Annotated in this window: 16 protein-coding genes and 1 pseudogene; 9 read left to right on the forward strand and 8 right to left on the reverse strand. The window is 74.1% G+C overall.

What is annotated here, in order from left to right; genetic code table 11:
* The first annotated feature begins 370 nt into the window (after nt 1-370).
* From ACFV9J_RS33135 to ACFV9J_RS33150, 4 genes are all read left to right on the forward strand, one after another.
* Nucleotides 371-1,351 carry a small ribosomal subunit Rsm22 family protein gene (locus ACFV9J_RS33135; protein WP_385360502.1) on the forward strand — a complete coding sequence of 327 codons (981 nt, stop codon included), beginning with the start codon at nt 371-373 and terminating at the stop codon, nt 1,349-1,351.
* 31 nt (nt 1,352-1,382) lie between these two features.
* Nucleotides 1,383-2,045: a response regulator transcription factor gene (locus ACFV9J_RS33140; RefSeq protein WP_385360693.1), complete on the forward strand. Its 663-nt coding sequence runs from the start codon at nt 1,383-1,385 to the stop codon at nt 2,043-2,045.
* A gap of 52 nt (nt 2,046-2,097) precedes the next feature.
* Nucleotides 2,098-2,751, forward strand: coding sequence for a TetR/AcrR family transcriptional regulator (locus ACFV9J_RS33145; RefSeq protein ID WP_385360504.1), 654 nt, complete (start codon nt 2,098-2,100; stop codon nt 2,749-2,751).
* A 105-nt stretch (nt 2,752-2,856) separates the two neighbouring features.
* A complete protein-coding gene (locus ACFV9J_RS33150; RefSeq protein ID WP_385360506.1) occupies nt 2,857-3,588 on the forward strand; it encodes a bifunctional DNA primase/polymerase in 732 nt (243 codons plus the stop codon).
* 16 nt (nt 3,589-3,604) lie between these two features.
* Here the strand turns inward: ACFV9J_RS33150 and ACFV9J_RS33155 are convergent, their stop codons facing one another.
* From ACFV9J_RS33155 to ACFV9J_RS33175, 5 genes and pseudogenes are all read right to left on the reverse strand, one after another.
* Nucleotides 3,605-4,594 (reverse strand): hypothetical protein, encoded by a 990-nt coding sequence (locus ACFV9J_RS33155; RefSeq protein ID WP_385360509.1) that lies wholly within the window; start codon nt 4,592-4,594, stop codon nt 3,605-3,607.
* A pseudogene (locus tag ACFV9J_RS33160) lies at nt 4,554-4,691 on the reverse strand (iron transporter); the annotation flags it as partial. The pseudogene ACFV9J_RS33160 and the gene ACFV9J_RS33155, both read right to left, overlap by 41 nt.
* A gap of 3 nt (nt 4,692-4,694) precedes the next feature.
* On the reverse strand, nt 4,695-5,537 hold the full coding sequence (locus ACFV9J_RS33165; protein ID WP_385360511.1) for a heme ABC transporter ATP-binding protein: 843 nt from the start codon (nt 5,535-5,537) through the stop codon (nt 4,695-4,697).
* Complete coding sequence (locus ACFV9J_RS33170; RefSeq protein ID WP_385360696.1) at nt 5,534-6,622, reverse strand: FecCD family ABC transporter permease; 1,089 nt, start codon at nt 6,620-6,622, stop codon at nt 5,534-5,536. The genes ACFV9J_RS33165 and ACFV9J_RS33170 overlap by 4 nt, the downstream gene beginning before the upstream one ends.
* Before the next feature lie 5 nt (nt 6,623-6,627).
* The gene (locus tag ACFV9J_RS33175) at nt 6,628-7,656 is read right to left on the reverse strand and encodes a hemin ABC transporter substrate-binding protein (RefSeq protein ID WP_385360513.1); all 1,029 of its coding nucleotides are present in this window, start codon (nt 7,654-7,656) and stop codon (nt 6,628-6,630) included.
* Between the two features lie 103 nt (nt 7,657-7,759).
* Here ACFV9J_RS33175 and ACFV9J_RS33180 point away from each other — a divergent pair, with 103 nt between their 5' ends.
* The 4 genes from ACFV9J_RS33180 to ACFV9J_RS33195 are packed head-to-tail and all read left to right on the forward strand — an operon-like array spanning nt 7,760 to nt 12,379.
* On the forward strand, nt 7,760-9,199 hold the full coding sequence (locus ACFV9J_RS33180; RefSeq protein WP_385360515.1) for an HtaA domain-containing protein: 1,440 nt from the start codon (nt 7,760-7,762) through the stop codon (nt 9,197-9,199).
* A 44-nt stretch (nt 9,200-9,243) separates the two neighbouring features.
* Nucleotides 9,244-10,845, forward strand: coding sequence for an HtaA domain-containing protein (locus ACFV9J_RS33185; RefSeq protein WP_385360518.1), 1,602 nt, complete (start codon nt 9,244-9,246; stop codon nt 10,843-10,845).
* A 41-nt stretch (nt 10,846-10,886) separates the two neighbouring features.
* On the forward strand, nt 10,887-11,726 hold the full coding sequence (locus ACFV9J_RS33190) for a hypothetical protein (RefSeq protein ID WP_385360520.1): 840 nt from the start codon (nt 10,887-10,889) through the stop codon (nt 11,724-11,726).
* Between the two features lie 8 nt (nt 11,727-11,734).
* Nucleotides 11,735-12,379, forward strand: coding sequence for a PhzF family phenazine biosynthesis protein (locus tag ACFV9J_RS33195; protein WP_385360523.1), 645 nt, complete (start codon nt 11,735-11,737; stop codon nt 12,377-12,379).
* A 1-nt stretch (nt 12,380) separates the two neighbouring features.
* Here the strand turns inward: ACFV9J_RS33195 and ACFV9J_RS33200 are convergent, their stop codons facing one another.
* Nucleotides 12,381-13,028: a heme oxygenase (biliverdin-producing) gene (locus ACFV9J_RS33200; protein WP_385360525.1), complete on the reverse strand. Its 648-nt coding sequence runs from the start codon at nt 13,026-13,028 to the stop codon at nt 12,381-12,383.
* Between the two features lie 132 nt (nt 13,029-13,160).
* Nucleotides 13,161-14,018 (reverse strand): type I methionyl aminopeptidase, encoded by an 858-nt coding sequence (map, locus tag ACFV9J_RS33205; protein ID WP_385360527.1) that lies wholly within the window; start codon nt 14,016-14,018, stop codon nt 13,161-13,163.
* A gap of 58 nt (nt 14,019-14,076) precedes the next feature.
* Here map and ACFV9J_RS33210 point away from each other — a divergent pair, with 58 nt between their 5' ends.
* The gene (locus tag ACFV9J_RS33210) at nt 14,077-14,319 is read left to right on the forward strand and encodes a hypothetical protein (RefSeq protein WP_385360530.1); all 243 of its coding nucleotides are present in this window, start codon (nt 14,077-14,079) and stop codon (nt 14,317-14,319) included.
* Here the strand turns inward: ACFV9J_RS33210 and ACFV9J_RS33215 are convergent, their stop codons facing one another.
* Complete coding sequence (locus ACFV9J_RS33215) at nt 14,320-15,663, reverse strand: MFS transporter (RefSeq protein WP_385360532.1); 1,344 nt, start codon at nt 15,661-15,663, stop codon at nt 14,320-14,322.
* Nucleotides 15,664-16,058: the final 395 nt, after the last annotated feature.

A 16,058-nucleotide genomic window follows, 5' to 3' on the forward strand; every position in this document is an offset into this window, starting at 1 on the left:
GCTACGGGGGTGCGGGGCGTTGACGCGCCAACCGCTGCGGGCGGACACCCCCCGACACGCCCCCTTCGCGCCGTACGCGGCTGACCGCCCGTCCCCCCTAGCTGCGGGCCGCCGCCACTCCGCCGTCCCAGCTGCGGGCGGCGCCACCCCCCGCCCCAGCTGCGGGCAGCCGCCCCCCCCGCCCCAGCTGCGGGCAGCCGCCGCCCCCCGCCCCAGCTGCGGGCAGTCGTGCCGCTGGGGCGGCACGGGTGGGCGCAGCGGCACCCCGCAACGCCGGGCCGCGTCCCCCCTCGCGCCCGCACCCACCCCGGGTGCCAAGACCACACCGGGCCACACGACCCACCCACGGAGTGCCTCGTACAATCTCCGGGTGAACGACCCCGCCGACACCCTGCGCGCCACCCTCGCCGACCTCGTCGACGGCTTGCCGCCCCGACAGGCCGCACAGGCCGTGGACCGGCTGATCGCCAACTACCGCGGGGACACCCCCACCGACGCCCCCATCCTGCGCGACCGCGCCGACGTCGTCGCCTACGCCGCCTACCGCATGCCCGCCACCTTCGCCGCGGTGCGCTCCGCGCTGGCCGCGTTCGCCGCGGCCGTGCCGGACCGGGTGCCGGACAGCCATGTGGACGTCGGCGGCGGGACCGGCGCCGCGACCTGGGCCGTCAGCGACACCTGGGGCGGGACGCGTCCGGTGACCGTGCTCGACTGGGCCGAACCCGCGCTCGCCCTCGGCCGGGAGATCGCCGCCTCGCTGCCCGAGCTGAGAGAGGTCCGCTGGCAGCGCTCGCGGATCGGGGCGGCGCTCGCCATCGAGAGCACCGATCTCGTCACCGTCTCCTACGTACTCAACGAGCTGACCGCGGCCGACCGCACCGCCCTCGTCGACGCCGCCGCCGGCGCCGCGCGGACCGTCGTGATCGTCGAGGCCGGAACCCCCGCCGGGTACGCCCGCGTCATCGAGGCCCGCGACCGGCTGATCGCCGCCGGGTTCCGGGTCGCCGCGCCCTGCCCGCACAGTGCCGCCTGCCCCATCGAGCCCGGCACGGACTGGTGCCACTTCGCGACCCGCGTCAGCCGGTCCAGCCTGCACCGGCAGGTCAAGAGCGGATCCCTCGCCTACGAGGACGAGAAGTTCAGCTACGTCGCCGCCACCCGGCTTCCCGTCGCACCCGCCGCCTCCCGGGTGGTCCGGCGTCCGCAGCTCCGCAAGGGCCAGGTGCTGCTGGACCTGTGTGAATCCGACGAGCGGTTGCGGCGTCGTACGGTCACCAAGCGGCACGGCGACCTGTACAAGGCCGCCCGCGACGCGGCCTGGGGCGACCCCTGGCCGCCCGGGGAGGACTGAGGAAGAAGTGGAACCTGACGTGCGGCGCGCCCTGCGGATCGTGATCGCCGAGGACGATCCGCTGCTGCGCGAGGGGCTCGCCCTGCTGCTGCGGGCCGAGGGCCTGGACGTGGTCGCCACCGCGGACACCGCCGAGTCGGTGCTCGCGGCCATCGACGAGCACGAGCCCGACGTGGCCATCCTCGACGTGCGGATGCCGCCCACCCACACCGACGAAGGGGTCCGCGCGGCCGTCGAGGCGCGGCGGCGGCGCCCCGGACTCGCCGTCCTGGTGCTGTCCGCGTACGTGGAGCAGTCCTTCGCCACCGACCTGCTGACCGGGGGAGTGGGCGGTCTGGGGTACCTGCTCAAGGAGCGTGTCGGGCGGGTCGAGGAGTTCATGGACGCGCTCGGGCGGGTCGCGGGCGGTGGCACCGCCATCGATCCCGAGGTCGTCGCCCAGTTGTTCACCCGGACGCGGCAGGACACCCGGATGGAGCGGCTCAGTCCGCGGGAGCGGGAGGTGCTCGCGCTGATGGCCGAGGGCCTGGGCAACAGTGCCATCGCCGGGCGGCTCGTCGTTACCGACGGCGCCGTCCACAAGCACATCCGCAGCATCTTCGCCAAGCTCGACCTGTCTCCGGCCGACCAGGTCGACCGGCGGGTGGCGGCCGTTCTGCACTACCTGGAGAACGCGCGGGCGCCGCGCCACTGAGTGGACGGACGGCGCGAGACGTTCCGTCTTGTCGGGCTGGTAGCTTCGGGGCATGGCCACCACCCGGAAATCCGTCCGCAGCACGAACTCCGCCGCCGAGCGGCCGCACCCCGACGCCACCCGGCGCAGCCAGCGGTCCCGCCAGGCCATCTACGACGCCGCCCTCGCCCTGGTCGGCGAGGTCGGCTACCCGAAGACCACCATCGAGGGCATCGCCGCCCGCGCCGGCGTCGGCAAGCAGACGATCTACCGTTGGTGGTCCTCGAAGGCGGACGTCCTGCTGGAGGCCTTCCTCGACCTGGGGGAGCGGCTCGTGGAGGCCGCCGGTGAGGAGGCGTACACCATCCCGGACACGGGTGACGTCGCCGCCGACCTCAAGGTCGTACTGCGCGCCACCGTTGATGAACTGCGGGATCCGAGGTTCGAGGCGCCCTACCGCGCGCTGGCGGCCGAGGGCGTCGTCAACGAGGAACTGGGCCGGACCTTCGTCAGCCGGCTCCTGGAGCCGTCGCTCCAGCTGCACGCCGACCGGCTGCGGGCCGCCCAGGAGGCGGGCCAGGTACGGCAGGACATCGACCTGCGGATCGCGCTGGAGCTGTTCGTCTCCCCGCTCGCGCAGCGCTGGCTCCAGCACACGGGGCCGTTCTCCCACGCCTACACCGACACCCTCGTCGACTATGCGCTGCACGGGCTCGCCCCGCGGTGACCGAAGAGGCCTGACCAGGGAAGTTTGTCCCTTCGCGACCCCGAAGCGGGGAATGGTGCGACGATAGGGCATGCTGGTGCGCACGACGGCGAGGCAAGGGGATAGATGAGCGCGGAGTTCGGCGGTCGGAGCGGTCTGCAGGGCAAACTCTCCTCGTGGCTGCGCGGACGCCGCCCCAAGGAGGCCGCCGGAGACGGTGGCCGGGAGGATCTGCTGCTCGCCGCCGCCGGTGCCGGACTGCCGCTGGCGCCCGCCGCGCACCCCGCCGGATACCGTTGCTCCTGCGACCGCGTGGGCTGTCCGACCCCCGCCCGGCACCCGGTGTCGTTCGCCTGGCAGACGCAGTCCACCACCGACCGCGCCCAGATCGAGCGCTGGGCCCGGCACCAGCCCGAGGCCAACTTCATCACCGCGACCGGCATGGTGCACGACGTGCTCGACGTGCCGCTGGAGGCCGGTCGCGAGGCGGTGGAGCGACTGCTCGCCGCCGGAATCGACGTCGGGCCGGTCGCCGAGAGCGACGACGGGCGCATGCTGCTGTTCACCCTCACCCGCGGCACCCCCGAGGACGAGGACGAGTGGTGGCCCTGCGAGCTGGACTGCCACCCCGAGACCATGGACGAGCATCCGGGGCTGCGCTGGCACTGCCGCGGGTCCTATGTGCTGGTGCCGCCGGCCCGGCTGCCCGGCGAAGGGCGGACCGTGCACTGGGTGCGCGGTCCCGAGCACCCGCTGCCGGACCCGCTGACCCTGCTGGAGACCCTCACCGACGCCTGCGCCCGGCATGCCGGCGCGGAGGGCGACCACGAGGGAGCCTCCTGGCCGCTGCGCCGCTGAGCGCCCCGGCCCTCTCCTATTCGCCCTTGCCCGAGGTGAGGCCCTGGACCCGGCCCAGTACCGACACCTGCCCGTCCGCCGGATCGAGCGCGACCTCGTTGGAGACGAACTCCATCGTCAGCGACTGCTTGATCTCGCCGTCCGTCAGGGCCAGCACGTCCTTGTTCGGCGTCGGCACGGACGCGCCCCGCGCGGCGGTCTGCTTCTCGAAGTGGCGCGAGGTGAAGAACACCAGCGCGCCGCCGTCCTTCGTGCGCAGTGCCAGCGGGGCGTAGTCGCCGTTCGTCAGCGGCTCGTCGATGTACTGCGTGACCAGGCCGGGGCGGGTCGAGCGCTTCTCGCGCAGCGCGCGCCAGGAGCTGGTGTGCGTCCCGTCCGCGAAGGTCTTGCCGCCGTCCTGGAGGTATGTCGTGTAGTCCTTGCTCAGGTCGGCCGGCGGGACGCTCACGTCGGTGGCGTTCGCGGGCACGGCCTCGGCCCAGCCCTCCTGGTCGGTCTTGAACTCGGGCACCTTGCCGGGGGCGACCAGCGTCAGGTACGCCGCCTCCCAGGTCTCCTCCAGGCCGTCCCGGGTGAAGACCAGCAACCAGCGTGCCTTGCCGCCCTTGTTGGCCTTGGTGTCCGCGACGAACCAGCGCGGCCAGCCCGCCTTCTTCGGGATCGTGAACTTCGCGTCGGTCAGCTCCAGCGGCTCGTGCGCCGGGTTGCCGTCCGGGTGGTTGGCCGCCCCCGCCTTCAGCCGCGCCGAGTCGATCGCGGCGAGGGCGCCGGTGGTGTGGTCGGCGTCCAGGGAGGCGTCGTACGCCTTGTCGGCCTTGTTGTACGCGGTGGTGAACCGCTCCAGCGCCTTCGCGGCCTCGGCCCGGGTGGCCGAGGGGAGTACCTCGCGCTCACCGTGCACCACCACGCAGCCGCTCGCCGTCAGCGACAAAGCGGTCGCCGAGGCGGATATGAGCGCGTACTTCTCAAGCCTGCGGGGCCTTCGAGGGCCGCGATCCTGGCTCATCAGGTTCCTTCACCTTCCCCTTCCCGGAGGCGAACCCTACCGGGGCGAGGAAGAGCGCGAGCGTCGGGACCGGGTACCGCGGCCACACCGTGACTTCGCATCAGGGCTCGCGGTGCGGGACGACCAGGAGCGCGCCCGTGCGCGGGTGCGGGAACACCTCCACCGGCTGGTCGTAGACCTCGGACAGCAGGCCCTCGGCGAACACCTCCGAGGGCGGGCCCCCGGCCGCGATCCGGCCCGAGCGCAGGAGCGCCACCCGGTCCGCGTACGCCGCCGCCAGCGCGAGGTCGTGCAGGACGACGACCACCGCGTCCCCGGCCCGCGCCCGCTCCCGGCACAGCCGCAGCACGAGTTCCTGGTGCCTGAGGTCCAGGGCCGCGGTCGGCTCGTCGAGCAGCAGGAGGGGAGCGCGCTGGGCGAGGACGCGGGCGAGGGCCACGCGGGCCCGCTCGCCGCCGCTGAGCGCGGAGAACGGACGCCCGGCGAATCCGGCCACCTCCGTGCGCGCCATCGCCTCGGCCACGGCCGCGTCGTCCTCGTCCTCCCGGTCGCCGCCCGCCCAGGGCGCCCGGCCCATCCGGACGACCTCCTCCACCGCGAACGGGAAGGACAGCGACGCCGACTGGGGCAGCACCGCGCGGCGCAGCGCGAGTTCGGGCGCCGACCAGCCCGGCACCGGGCGCCCGTGGACGCGTACGACCCCCTCGGCGGCCGGGACGTCGGCGGCCAGCGCGCCCAGCAGGGTGGACTTGCCCGCCCCGTTGGGGCCGACCAGGGCGAGCACCTCGCCCGCCCGGACGTCCAGGTCCACCCCGTCGAGGACCGGCCGCCCGCCGAGGCGCACGCGCAGTCCCTCGGCCGCGGCGAGGACGTCGCCCGGTGCGGCCGGGGGCGGCGGCACCGGACGGGACGGCACCAGCCGCGGCAGCTTCACGCTTCTCATGCCCAGCCTCCCTGCCTGCGCCGGGTGCGGCGCAGCAGCCAGAAGAAGAACGGACTGCCCAGCAGCGCCGTCAGCACCCCGAGCGGCAGTTCGGCCGGCTCCGCGACCGTGCGGGCGGCCAGGTCGGCGGCGAGCAGGACCAGCGCGCCGAGCAGCGCGCTGCCCGGGATCAGGAACCGGTGGCCCGGCCCGGCCGCCATCCGCAGCAGGTGCGGGACGACGAGTCCGACGAAGCCGATGACACCGGCCACGCTCACCGCCGCCGCGGTCAGCAGGGCGATCACCAGGACCAGGACGATCCGCAGCCGCTCCACGTCCACCCCCAGGTGGCGGGCCGGGCGTTCGCCGAGGGCGAGGAGGTCGAGGCGACGGGCGTACAGCGGGGCGAGCCCCAGTCCGAGCGCCGCGCACGGCAGGACCGCCAGCACCTTGGGCCAGGTCGCCTGGGCGAGCGAGCCCAGCTGCCAGAAGGTGATCTGGTTGACCGCCGCCGTGTCCGCGAAGAACAGGAACAGCCCGATCAGCGCCCCCGCGAAGGCGTTCACCGCGATGCCCGTCAGGATCAGGGTCACGACCTCCGTACGGCCGCCCGAGCGGGACATCGCGTAGACGACCAGGACGGTGACCAGGCCGGAGGCGAAGGCGAAGACGGACACCGTCCAGGTGCCGAGGAAGTTCAGGCCGAACGCGATGGCGGCGACCGCGCCGACCGCCGCGCCCGAGGAGACGCCGATGACGCCCGGCTCGGCCAGCGGGTTGCCGAACACGCCCTGCATGAGTGCCCCGGCGCAGCCCAGAGAGGCGCCGACCAGCAGGGCCAGCACGATCCTGGGGAACCGCACGTTCCACAGCACCGACTCGGCCACCCGGTCCAGTTCCGTGCCGCCGAGCCCGGTCCGGTGCAGCAGCGAGCCGAGTACGTCGCCGACCGGGATCGGGTAGGCGCCGGTACCGGCCGCGACCGGGACGAGGACCAGCAGACCGGCGGCGAGGGCCGCGGTCAGCAGCCAGGCGGTGGAGCGCCGGGCGCGGGGCGGGGCGGCGGGGCCGGCGGATGCCCGGGGGCGGCCCTGCTTGTCGTCCAAAACGGTCACTGGTCGCCGTCCTCGCCGTACAGCTGCGCCACGACCGACTTCAGCACCTGGTCGGTGCGCGGGCCGTAGTTGAGGAGTACGCCGTCCTCGACGGAGACGATCCGGCGGTCCATCCCGGCCGGGGTCTGGGCGACGCCGGGGATCTTCACCAGGCCGTCCACGCCGCCGACCGATTCGAGTCCCTTGCTCATCACGAGGATCGCGTCCGGCGCGGCCTTGACCAGGGCCTCGCTGGTGATGGCGGTGAAGTCCTTGTCGAGGCCGGAGGCGGCCCCGGCGTCCACCGCCCCGGCCGCCTCGATCAGCGAACCGGCGCCGGAGTCCGCGCCGCCGATGAGGTAGACGGAGGCCGAGCCGCGCAGGTAGAGGAAGGCGACCCGCGGCTCCTCCCCGTGCGGAACGTCCCCCTGTACGGCCTCGATCCGCTGCTCCGAGCGCCGGGTCAGCTCCTTCCCCGCCGCCGGTACGCCGAGCGCGTCGGCGACCGCCCCGATGCGCGGGCCCACGTCGTCCAGCCCCTTGGCCGCCTCGACGAAGAGCACCGGGACCCCGGCGGCGCGGATCTGGCCCACCGCCTCCTCGGGGCCCGTGGTGGTCTCGGCGATCACCAGGTCGGGCCTGAGGGAGAGCACGCTCTCGGCGGAGACGTCGTGGCCCCGGGTGACCACCGGGAGCTTCGCCGCCTGTTCGAAGGTGGCGGTGACGTCCCGGGCGACGACCCGGTCGCCGAGCCCGAGCGTGAAGACGATCTCGCTGAGGCTGCCGGACAGGGGGACGATCCGCTCGGCCCGCTCGACCGTCACGCGCTCGCCGTCGGCGGAGCGGACGGTGACGGGAAGCCGGGGCTCGGGGCGCTTTTCGAGTGGTTCGACCCGGTTCGCGACGGGCTCCGCCGCCGAGGGGGCCGCAGCGCCGGAACCGGCGCCGGACGAGGCCTCGGAGGAGCCCGCGCATCCGGTCGCGGTCAGGGTGAGGGCGAGCGCGGACAGCAGTGCTCCCGCCAGTCGGTCTCGCAAGCGTCGCACTATTCCGTCCGTCCTCTCCGGTAGACCGCCAGTGTCAGTCGGCTAGAGCTTAGGTTAGCCTTACCTTCGTTCGCTACCGGCCCCCCGATCCGGAGGACTTCGCATGCCCGCCCGTCTTCGCGCCCTGGTCACCGTGTTGTGCGCGGCGGTCCTCGCGGCGCTGCTCCCCGTGGCCGCCGCACACGCCGAGAGCCGGACCGTGCAGGGCGGACGGCTCGACTGGGGCATCAAGTCCTCGTTCCAGACCTATGTCACCGGGCCCGTCGCGAAGGGCAGTTACTCCCTCACCGGGGGTGCGGCCACCGTCGGCGGCAGCTCGTTCCGCTTCCACTCGGCGACCGGCACCTACGACGGCGACACCGGTGCCTTCCGCGCCGCCTTCTTTGGCGGCGTGCACTTCCTCGGCCACCGCACCGGAACCGGCTCCTACCAGCTCGACCTCACCCTCAGCCGTCCCACCGTGAGCATCTCCGGCTCCACCGGCACGCTCCACCTGGACGTCGTCAGCAAGGCGAAGGACACCGGGGCGGTCACGACGTCCCGTCAGGTGCCCTTCGCCTCCCTCTCCCTCGGCGGCATCGACATGCGGGGCGGCGGCGGCACCGTCGCCCTGAACAACCTCCCCGCCACCCTCACCGCCGAGGGCGCCCGGTCCTTCGCCGGGTACTACACCGCCGGCACCGCACTGGACCCGGTGAGCCTGTCCGCCGACGTGAAGGCGTCCGCGCCGAAGCGGGAGACGCAGCCGTCGGACACCCCCTCGGCGTCCGCCGAGTCGCCGAAGCCCGCGAAGACGTCGGGCGGCACGGTCCGGGACGGCGCCGTCGACTGGGGCGTGCGCCGCACCTTCCGCGAGTACGTCACCGGCGACATCGCCGACGGCGAGTGGGTCCTCACCGCGGGCGCCCAGGACGGCGGCGCGCTCTTCCGCTTCCCCGGCGGCGAGGGGACGTACGAGGACGGCGACCTCACCGCCGCCTTCAGGGGCACGGTCCGCTTCACCGGCGCCCACGGCCTCGACCTGAGCCTCGGCAACGTACGGACCGTCGTCGAGGACGGCAGGGGCACGCTGTACGCCGACGTGACGAGCCCGGACGTCAAGGAGAAGAAGGTGCCCCTGGTCACCTTCACCGCGGGCGAACTGAAGCCGTCCGGCGGTCTGGTGAAGGTCACCGAGGCCCCCGCGAAGCTCACCGCGCGCGGTGCGAAGGCCTTCGGCGGCATGTACCAGGCAGGCACCGGGATGGACCCGGTGTCCCTCGCCGTCGCCCTCACCGCCGACGCGGAACTGCCCGCCCTGCCCGACCTCGGCAGCGAGCCCGCGCCGAGCGCGAGCCCGGCGCCCGAGCAGACCGGCGCGGACGCCTCCGCCGCCCCCGTCGCGAGCACCACCGACGACGGCGACTTCCCCGCACTTCCCGTCTCCCTCGCGGCCGGTGCCCTGCTGCTGGCGGCCGCGGCCCTCGTGGCCGTCGCCCTCCGCAGGCGCCGCGCCCGGCCCGCCGCGTCCGCCGACTCCCCGGCGGACCCGGAGCAGGGCTGAACACCCCCGACACCAGCCCGACACCACCCAAGGAGAACCGAGCCATGCCCGTCAGACGACGCCGCTCCACCGCCCTCGCCGCCGCCGTCGCCACGGCCGCCGCCCTCGGCGCGACCGCCCTCGCCACGCTGGGCGGCGCCACCGCCGCCTCGGCCGCCGGATCCCCGCTCTCGGACTACGAGTTGACCTGGGGCATCAAGCAGTCCTACCGGACGTACGTCGGCATGTTCGGCAGCTTCACCGCCTCCGAGGGCGCCACCCAGGCCGCCGGCAACGGTGCCTTCACCTTCACCGGGGGCACCGGCACCTACGACCACACGACGAACGCCGTCGATCTCGGCTTCCAGGGCAAGCTGGTGAGCGCCTCCGCCGCGCACCACTTCGAGGTCACGCTCACCGACGTGCGCTTCGACAGCGGCGCCGGTGAGATCACCGCCGACGTGACGACGGTCGACACCTCCGGCGCGACGCCCACCAAGAAGGGCGACGACGTGCCGCTCGCCAAGGTCGCCGTGACCCGCGCGATGACGGACATGGCGACCACCCTCACCACCGAGGCGGGCGAATACCTCGGCAGCGCGAGCTACGCGGGCGCGGCCGGGGACCCGCTGACGGTGGTCAAGAAGACGCCGGAGCCGACCACCGGGCCGACCACGCAACCCACCACCGGGCCGAGCACGGAGCCCTCCACCGACCCGACCGACCCGGAGCCGACCGGGACCGACTCCACCGGACCCGGGCCGACCGACCCGCAGACCACGCCCGCCACCCAGGACCCCAGCCCCACGGCGAGCACGAGCGCCTCGCCCACGGCCCCCGCGAGCACGGCCCCCGCCAAGGGCGAGATAGCCGACGGCACCCTCGGCTGGGGCGTGAAGGAGTCCTTCCGCGCCTACGTCGTCGGCACCATCGCCAAGGGCCGGGTCACCGTCTCCGGCGGCGCCGTCCAGGCCGCCGGGAACGGCGCGTTCACCTTCAAGGACGCCACCGGCACCTACGACACGGACGCCGACAGGCTGACCGCCACCTTCAAGGGCGCCGTCAACTTCAAGGGCCACCAGTCCGGCGGCACCTACGGCCTCGACCTGACCCTGAGCAACCTCAAGGCCACCCTCGACGGCGGCACCGGCAAGCTCACCGCCGACGTGAACAGCCTCGGGGTGCGGACCGAGGGAGTGGTCCTGGCCGACCTCAAGGCGAAGTCCGGCGATCTGACCGCCGCGAAGAACGTCGTCACCGTCGAGGACGTCGCCGCCACGCTCACCCAGGCCGGCGCCAAGGCCTTCGGCGACTTCTACCAGGCCGGTACCGCGCTCGACACCGTCGACCTGTCGGTGGCGCTCAGCGACGACGCCCAACTGCCGGACGGCGGCGGCTCGGGCACGTCCGGCGGCACGGGCGGCGGCTCCGGCACGGCGGGCGGCTCCACCGGCGGGGGCACGGGCACCGCCGGGGGCACCGGTTCGACCGTCGGCGGCACCGGAACGACCATCGGCGGTTCCATCGGCGGCGGCAGCCTCGCCTCCACCGGTTCGGACATACCGGGCCCCGCCCTCGGCGCGGCGGCCGGAGTCGCGGTCGTGGTCGGCGCGGGCGCGGTGTACGCGACGCGCAGGCGGCGGGGCCAGGCGCGGTCCGCCGAGTAATCCCCCGCGGGCCGGGGCGGTCCGCGCCCGATACTGTCCGTATGGAACGGGCGGTGCGGGAAGCGACGGGGGGACCCCTGGTCCTGGACGTCCGGGGCCGCCCCGGCCCACCACCGCTGCGATTCGTCCGGGCCCGGGACGGCGGCCCGCCCACGCTCCAGCTGGGCGACCGCCCCCTCACCCGGGCCAGGTGGCACGGCGACGGCTGCTGCCGGGAGCTGCACCTGCGCCGCCTGCCGGGACACCGCTCCCCGCTGCCGCCCCTGCGCGCCGCGTCGATGCGCACACCGGACGCCGACTGGCGCCACCGCTGCGCCCGGTGGCTGGAGGACAGCCCCCACGGCCCGCTGCACGACGGACGCTGGTCGGTCACCGCACACGCGTCGTTCGCGCCCGGCATCTGGACCGGGGACTTCGTACGGGACTGGCCCGACACCGTCCTCGAACTGCTCTGCGGAGGCGGCTGGCACGGCGTCCTGCCCCTGCGCCCGCTCTCGCCCCCCGACGCGCCGCGCGTGAAGGCGTACCGCGGGCACGCCCGGGACGGCACCCTCGCCCCGGTCCTGCTGTGGTGGGTGTCCTTCCTCGACGGCTGGCTGATCCTGGACGGGCACGACCGGGCGGTGGCGGCGCTGGCGGAGGGCGCCGAACCGGCCTGCGTGGTGCTGGCCCTGCTGCCGGAGGAGGCGGAGTGGCGGCGGATGGCCGACGCGGTCGCCCAGGGGCACGCGGAGCGGATGTCCCGGCTGCCGGAGCGCCCCGCCGGACCGGGAACCGAACGCCGACGCGCCGCCCTGGAACGCGGGTACGCGGACGCGCTCGCCACCCTCTCGTACGACGAGGCCCCCACCCCGCTCTGGCCGCCCGCGGACGATGCTTGAATGCCCCGGTGACCGACTACGACGTACTGCGGGTCTTCTGCGCGCCGAACGGCGGATACGGCAACGAACTGGGCGTCGTCCGGGACGGGTCCGTACTGCCGGAGCCCGGGCGGCGGCAGGAGCTGGCCGCCAAACTCGGCTTCAGCGAGACCGTGTTCGTGGACGACCCCGAGCGCGGCGTCGTCGACATCTACACGCCCACCCTGCGCCTGCCCTTCGCCGGGCACCCCTGCGTCGGCACCGCCTGGCTCCTCGACGTGCCCGAACTCGTCACGCGGGCCGGGGTGGTGGGCGCCCGACTGGACGGCGAGTTCAGCTGGATCGAGGCCCGCCCCGAGTGGGCCCCGCCGCGCACGCTGCGCCAGTACGCCACCGTCGCCGAGGTCGACGACCTCGCGGTGCCCCCGAAGGGGGAGTGGGTCTACGCCTGGGCGTGGGAGGACGAGGCGGCGGGCCGGGTGCGGGCCCGCGGCTTCCCCGGCCGCGACGACGGCATCGACGAGGACGAGGCGACCGGTGCGGCGGCGCTGCTGCTGACCGGACGGCTGGGCCGGGCCCTCAACATCACCCAGGGTGTCGGCTCCCAGATCCTCACCGCGCCGCAGCCCGGGGGCTGGGTCGAGATCGGCGGGCGGGTACGCCTGGAGCGGTGACTCAGGCGGACAGCGGGAACTCCTCGCCCAGTCCCCGGAAGACCGCCGTGTTGAGGTCGAAGGCGCGCTTGCACTCGGCGACGACCCGCTGCTTCTCCAGGTCGTCGGCGCGGATACCGTCCAGCAGCTCGCGGTACTCCCGCTTGAACGCGGCCGGGTTGGAGATCTCCTCGAAGACGTAGAAGCGGACCCCGTCGCCCTTCCTGGCGAAGCCCCAGGTCCGCTCGGCCTTGTCGCGGATGATCTGGCCGCCCGACAGGTCGCCCAGGTAGCGCGTGTAGTGGTGGGCGACGTACCCGGCCGGCCACTCCTCGGCGCACTCGCGCACCCGGGCCGCGTACGCCTCGGTCGCGGGCAGGGCGGTCAGGCCCGCGCGCCAGTCGGCGCCGCGCAGGTGCGCCAGGTCCCGCTCCAGGGAGGCCAGCCGCAGCAGCTCCGGCCGGACGAACGGCCCGGCCACCGGGTCCGCCGCCAGCCGTCCGGCGGCGGCCTCCAGGGCTTCGTAGACGAACCACAGCTGCTCGGTGTACCGCGCGTAGGCGTCGACACCGAGCCGCCCGCCCAGCAGGTCGCTCATGAACGTCGAGGTCTCCGCCTCCACGTGCTGCTCGTGGGAGGCGGTGCGGATGAGCGTCGAGAAGGAGTCCATGAGCACGATTTTCTATGGTTAGGCTTACCTAAGTCAATAGGCTTGCCGACGGGCTGTCGGTAAAAGCGTACCCACCCGGACGCGAAACGGCCCGCCCTCCGGGGAGAGCGGGCCGTCCAGGGGTGTGCGAGGTCAGGGGAGGGTGAGGATCTCCGCGCCCGAGTCCGTCACCACCAGGGTGTGCTCGAACTGCGCGGTCCGCCTGCGGTCCTTCGTCACGACCGTCCAGCCGTCGTCCCACATGTCGTACTCGTGGGTGCCGAGCGTCAGCATCGGCTCGATCGTGAAGGTCATCCCCGGCTGGATGACGGTCGTCGCGTGCGGGCTGTCGTAGTGCGGGACGATGAGCCCCGAGTGGAACGATGAGTTGATGCCGTGGCCGGTGAAGTCCCGCACCACCCCGTACCCGAACCGCTTCGCGTACGACTCGATGACCCGGCCGATGATGTTGATCTGCCGGCCCGGCCTGACCGCCTTGATCGCGCGGGCCAGCGACTCCCTGGTCCGCTCGACCAGCAGCCGGCTCTCCTCGTCCACGTCGCCGACCAGGTAGGTCGCGTTGTTGTCGCCGTGCACCCCGCCGATGTACGCCGTCACGTCGAGGTTCACGATGTCGCCGTCGCGCAGCACCGTGGAGTCGGGGATGCCGTGGCAGATGACCTCGTTGACCGAGCTGCAGAGGGACTTCGGGTAGCCCCGGTAGCCGAGCGTCGAGGGGTAGGCGCCGTGGTCGCACATGAACTCGTGCGCCACCCGGTCCAGCTCGTCCGTCGTCACGCCGGGCGCGATGTGCCGCGCGGCCTCCTCCATCGCCCGCGCCGCGATCCGCCCGGCCACGCGCATCGCCTCGATGGTCTCGGGCGTCTGCACCTCCGGTCCGGTGTACGGCGTCGGCGCGGGTTTGCCGACGTACTCGGGCCGGCGGATGTTTCCGGGCACGGAACGGGTGGGGGAGAGTTCCCCTGGGACGAGCAGCGACTGGCCAGACATGCGGCGAGTCTAACCAGCGGCCATGGGGGAACATGTCGGTGGCGAGAGGAGCTGTCCCATGGCCCTGTTCAAGAAGCGCACGGTCGGCAAACCGGGCGAGTGGTACTACTGCCTGGAGCACCAGAAGGTCGAGGAGGGCCCGGACTGCCCGGGCAAGGACCGCTTCGGGCCGTATGCCACCCGGACCGAGGCCGAGCACGCGATGCAGACCGCCCGCGAGCGCAACCTCGAATGGGAGAACGACCCCAGGTGGCACGACGCCCCTTCCGGGGGAAGCGCCGGCGGCGACCGGGACGACTGATCAGCCGCTCGCGGCGTCGGCTGCGCGCTTCTCGCGCAGCCGCACCGCGTGCTCGTTCGTCCGCGCGTCGTAGGTCATCATCGTCGGCAGGCACAGCGCCAGCACCCCCACCGCGCCCGCGCACAGCAGCCCGCCCGACCACACCGACGCCCGCACCCCGACGAGCGCGGCCGTGCCGCCCGCCCGGACCTGGCCGAGCTGCGGACCCACCGAGTACGACAGCAGTTCGATCCCGGCGAGCCGGCCGCGCAGCTCGTCCGGGATGGTCTGGTTCCACATCGTGCTGCGGAAGACGCCGCTGACCATGTCGCACGCCCCGGCGAGCACGAAGCACAGCAGCACCAGCCACACGTTCCCGGCGAAGCCCGCCGCGGCGATCGCCACGCCCCAGCCGGCCGCCGCGAGCACCACCATCCGCCCGTGCCGGTGCACCCGCGACGTCCACCCGCTGCTCACGCTCACCAGCAGCGAGCCCGCCGGAATCGCCGCGTACATCAGGCCGAGCGACCACTCGGCGTCCAGCTCGTCGGCCAGGAACGGCAGCACGGCGAGCGGCATCGCCAGGAGCATCGCCGCGACGTCGACCGCGTAGGTGCCCAGCAGCTCCTTGCGGCTCCACGCGTACCGGGCGCCCTCGGTGATCGCCGCCCACGACGGCCTGCGCGCCTCGTGCGAGGCGGGCGAGGAGGCGAGCCCCACCACCAGGGCCACCGAGGCGGCGAAGGTGACCAGATCGACCGCGTACGCCCAGCCGAGCCCCGCGTACGCCACCACCACGCCCGCCAGCGCCGGTCCGGCGATCCCGCCGACCTGCCAGCGCAGCGAGTTCAGCGAGGCGGCGGCCGGCAGGTGCTCGTGGGCCACGATCCGCGGGATCAGCGAGTCCAGGGCCGGGCGCTGGACCGCGCCGAGCGCCGAGGTGAACGCGGCGATCACGTACAGAGGCCACACGGCCGGGCTCGGCATCAGCGCGTTGACCAGCAGCGCCGCGCACGCCACGCCCTGACCGGCCTCCGTCCACAGGATCAGCCGCCGCTTGTCCCAGGCGTCGGCCAGCGCACCGCCGTACAGCCCGAACACCACCAGCGGCACCAGCTCCACGGCACCGATCGCGCCCACCGCCGCCGCCGAGCCCGTCAGCTCCTTGATCTGCACCGGCAGCGCGACGAAGGTCAGGAAGCTCCCGAAGTTCGTGATCAGCCCCGAAACCCAGAGCCGCCGGAAGTCCGGGGAGGCCCGCCAGGGGGAGAGGTCGGGCAGCAGCGCCCGCAGTCCGGTGGGCGCGCCGACGGGCACGTCCGCGGGTCTGTCGGCGGGCGCGTCGGCGGGGGAGGTGTCGGTCACGAGGGCCCATCGTCCGACCCCCGCCCGAACCCGGGCAACCGATTTTCGCGGCGCGGGCCACCGGCCGGTGTGCGGCGGCCCTGGGCCGGGCGGCGGTGGACACGGGGCGGGCGGCGGTGGACACGGGTCGGGCGGTGGCGGTCCGGATCGGGTCGGGTGGTAGCGGTCCCCGGTCGGGTGGTGGCCATCAGCGGGGGCGCGGGCGGGGCGGGGCGGTTTCGGATCGAGTGGTGGTCGCGGCGGTCTGGCGGCGGTGGTCAGTGGAGGGCGCAGCCGTCGCGGTTCGGGCGGTGTCGGTGCCGGTTCGGGTGGTGGTCGCGGCGGTCCGGCGGTGGTGGTCGGGGGAGGGCGCAGCCGTCGCGGTTCGGGCGGTGTCGGTGCCGGTGCCGGTTCGG

This window comes from Streptomyces sp. NPDC059906 (assembly GCF_042730645.1).
Taxonomy (GTDB): domain Bacteria; phylum Actinomycetota; class Actinomycetes; order Streptomycetales; family Streptomycetaceae; genus Streptomyces; species Streptomyces rubrogriseus.

Bases quoted from the DNA above. Each gene is read 5' to 3' on its own strand.
- ACFV9J_RS33185 (WP_385360518.1), top strand. From the start codon at position 9,244: ATGCCCGTCAGACGACGCCGCTCCACCGCCCTCGCCGCCGCCGTCGCC.
- ACFV9J_RS33145 (WP_385360504.1), top strand. From the start codon at position 2,098: ATGGCCACCACCCGGAAATCCGTCCGCAGCACGAACTCCGCCGCCGAG.
- ACFV9J_RS33200 (WP_385360525.1), bottom strand. From the start codon at position 13,028: ATGGACTCCTTCTCGACGCTCATCCGCACCGCCTCCCACGAGCAGCAC.
- ACFV9J_RS33150 (WP_385360506.1), top strand. From the start codon at position 2,857: ATGAGCGCGGAGTTCGGCGGTCGGAGCGGTCTGCAGGGCAAACTCTCC.
- ACFV9J_RS33155 (WP_385360509.1), bottom strand. From the start codon at position 4,594: ATGAGCCAGGATCGCGGCCCTCGAAGGCCCCGCAGGCTTGAGAAGTAC.
- ACFV9J_RS33210 (WP_385360530.1), top strand. From the start codon at position 14,077: ATGGCCCTGTTCAAGAAGCGCACGGTCGGCAAACCGGGCGAGTGGTAC.
- ACFV9J_RS33180 (WP_385360515.1), top strand. From the start codon at position 7,760: ATGCCCGCCCGTCTTCGCGCCCTGGTCACCGTGTTGTGCGCGGCGGTC.
- ACFV9J_RS33165 (WP_385360511.1), bottom strand. From the start codon at position 5,537: ATGAGAAGCGTGAAGCTGCCGCGGCTGGTGCCGTCCCGTCCGGTGCCG.
- map (WP_385360527.1), bottom strand. From the start codon at position 14,018: ATGTCTGGCCAGTCGCTGCTCGTCCCAGGGGAACTCTCCCCCACCCGT.
- ACFV9J_RS33190 (WP_385360520.1), top strand. From the start codon at position 10,887: ATGGAACGGGCGGTGCGGGAAGCGACGGGGGGACCCCTGGTCCTGGAC.